This window comes from Stieleria sp., from assembly GCF_041595215.1.
GTDB classification, from domain to species: domain Bacteria; phylum Planctomycetota; class Planctomycetia; order Pirellulales; family Pirellulaceae; genus Stieleria; species Stieleria magnilauensis.
Genome location: NZ_JBFHKV010000997.1, coordinates 1 through 3,212 on the forward strand (window position 1 = coordinate 1; position 3,212 = coordinate 3,212).

Below are 3,212 nucleotides of genomic sequence, written 5' to 3' on the forward strand. Positions count from 1 at the left end.
CCTCCCTCTCCCTCCCACCCCACACACCGCAATGATGCGTGCTTCATCGCTGCCTCTCGGCTTCTTGCTCTGCTGCCTTGGCTCCGCGGCGTTTGCCGAGCCAACCGATCCAGACCAGTCCGTCAGTTTCGCACGTGACATCGCTCCCATCTTGCAGCGCAACTGCGTCGCCTGTCACCGCGCCAAACAGGCCGAGGGCGGACTGTCGCTGGAGACACACGAGGCGATCCAGGCCGGCGGCGACAGCGGTTCGTTACTCGTTGCCAAGCAACCCGAATCGAGTGTGCTGTATCTGCGCGCCAGCGATGACGACGATCCGATGCCACCGGACGACAACACGGTGGGCGCCAAACGATTGACACCGGAGGAACTTGCGTTGCTGCGGACCTGGATCAACGAGGGCGCAGTCTTGGACGCACACGCCGTCGACGATGCGATCGATTGGCAACCCATCCCCGATTCGATTCGCAACAGCTATTCACTCGCCGTTTCACCGGACAACCGCTTGGTCGCCGTCGGGCACGCCAATCGCGTTGAACTGCGCGATGCACAGTCCGGCCAGCACGTTGGAAATCTGATCGACGAAAGCCTTCCCCAGCCCGGCGTCGCGGACTTTGACGTCGTCCAAGCCATTGCATTTTCCCCCTGGGCCGATCGCATTGCCACCGGCGGCTACCGAACCGTTCGAATCTGGAAACGACAACCGACCGAGCCCGCCATTCCGCTCGCCCTTCGCCACGCATCCGGGCCAACCACCGTCAGCCCCGACCGGGGTTCGGTCGCAGTCGTCAATGCCATCGGTGACGTCGAAATCTGGCAGACCGCGTCACAAGAATTGCGGCACACGCTGCCGAGTCTTGGACGGGTCGCCGGGATCACCTGGTCGCAAAGCGAACAACTGGTCGTGGGATACGAAAGCGGAGACATTGGCATCTATGGTGCTCAAGACGGAGCATCCATCGCGCGGCTGAAGCTGGATCATGCCATCGCTGCGGTCGCACAAAGCCGCGACGGCAACTTCGTCGCCTCGCTCGGCATTGACGGTCAAGTCCGGTTGTTTGACGGTGACCAACCGCATCCCTCGCAAACGATCGACGCGATCAGCGATGCCACCTCGATTGCGTTTTCCGCTCCCGGCACCTTGGTCGTCGGCACCGCATCGGGCGTTGTCAAACTGATCGACGCAGCGTCTGACAAGGTTGTGCTTGAACTTGCCCACGGTTCGCGCATTCAAGCACTCGCCATCGACAAAGCGGGAAAGACGCTCGTCACCGGTGGTAGCGATGGGATCGCAAAACGCTGGGACCTCGCTGACGGAAAACTGATGCAGACGTATCTCGGTGACCGCCAATCGCAGCTTCAAATCGCCTCGCTGGATCGGGACGTCAAACGCGAACAGTCGTGGCTACAAACACTCCAGGGCAAGACGAAAGAACTCAATCAATTGCTGGAAAAGGAAGAAGCGGCGTTGGCCAAAGTGACCGAGGCTCGTGAAAAAGCGGTCAAAGAACTCGATGAAAAAGCCAAGCAGCGAGACGAAACGGCCAAACAGATCGCGGGCACCGAAAAAAGCATCGTCGAGGCCCAAGCGAAGATCGACGCAGCGACGCGGGCCGCGGCGGATGCCGAAGCCTTGATCGCCAAGAATCAGGCTCAAATGGAAGCGTTGAAAACCGCGTTGCAGCCGCTGGAACAACAATCCGCGACGGCCGTCACGCAAGTTCAATTGGCCCAGGCGAAAGTCGACGAAGCCAACCGAATGCTGGCCGCCGCGAAACAGTCGGCCGAGGTCATTGCAAAGCAAGTCGAAGCAAAGAAAACCGAACTGGCCAGCGTCACGCAATCCAGCGCCGTCGCCGGTGAAACCCTGACGAAGTCCAAAACGGCGGCGGCTGAATCGGCCAAGCAACTCGAATCCGCCAAAGCAACGCTCACCAAACAGCGCGAGTCCCTTGCCGCGGTGGAGAAAGAGGTTGAAAAGAAACAGGCCGACGCTGCCGAGCGCGAGCAAGCGTTGGTGACGGCAAAAAAGACACGTGATCGGGCGTCCGCGAATCTGCCCAAGCACCAAGAGATTCTGCGGAAGCGAAGCAATCGTCTGACGGATCTAGAACATCGCCACGCCAGCGCCGTGGATCGCCAGAATCAATCCGCCGCGATCGCATCCATCGCGTTGTCCGACGACGAGTCGTCGGTCGTCGTGGTAGACGTCGATGGCGGCGTGCGGACCTTTCAATTGACCGATGCAAAGCCGCTGGAACGGATCCAGTTTGCCAACTCCACAGGCTCCGACGTTCTCGCCGACGCCTACTTCCTGGATCAACATCAGCTGGTCGTCCATCGTCGCAGCGGACCGCCCCTGATGATTGATCCTCGGCAGCGATGGATACTCGATCGGACGATCGGTGGGCTTGAGTCCGATCTTATTTCCGACCGCGTGACGTCCTTGGATTTTCGCGGCGACGGGCAATCGATCGCGATCGGCAGTGGGACACCCAGTCGTCGAGGACAAGTGTTGATCGTCGCCACGTCCAGCGGTGATGTCCTTCGACGATTCGACGATCTGCACAGTGATTCGGTGTTGTGTGTTCGTTTTTCGCCCGATGACCGGCTGCTGGTGACCGCATCGGCCGACAAGACGATCCGCTTGTTGGATGTGCAGACCGAAGAAGTTGTCGGCGCACTCGACGGACACACCCATCATGTCCTCTCGGTGGCCTGGAAACAGGACGGTCGCCTGATCGCCAGCGGAAGCGCAGACGGAACGATCAAGACATGGGACGTGGAAACCGGCCAACAAAAACGCACCATCGGCGGATTCCCCGATGAAGTCACCGCGGTGGAATTTGTGGGCGACAGCACGCGAGTGGCCAGCAGCTGTGCCGACGGACAATTGCGGATTCACGAAACCAACAACGGCGGTGCGGTCGCCGCGGCGGCAGCCCCGGGCGATTTCCTGTTCACCCTTGGAATCAGCACCGACGCGGGCCGCGTGTTTGCCACCGGACAGACCGGCGCCGTCCACGTCTGGCAAACCGAAGGGTTGAAACCCGCCGGGCAATGGTAGCCGTCGGACGGAGGATTTCCAGAACTCTCATGCTTCGGCCAAATTTGAATTGAGGGTTGTGGTTGTCGAGCGGGAAAAGGGGCAGGCTGTCGCTTGCGGAGCGATGAAAGGAGCACTGAGCCCACGGATAGCAGCGCGAACCCAC

At 60.4% G+C, this 3,212-nt stretch carries 1 protein-coding gene; it reads left to right on the forward strand.

Annotation, left to right across the window (positions count from 1 at the left end; genetic code table 11):
• The first annotated feature begins 31 nt into the window (after positions 1-31).
• Positions 32-3,067 (forward strand): c-type cytochrome domain-containing protein, encoded by a 3,036-nt coding sequence (locus ABX749_RS27250; protein WP_372898801.1) that lies wholly within the window; start codon positions 32-34, stop codon positions 3,065-3,067.
• Positions 3,068-3,212 lie beyond the last annotated feature (145 nt).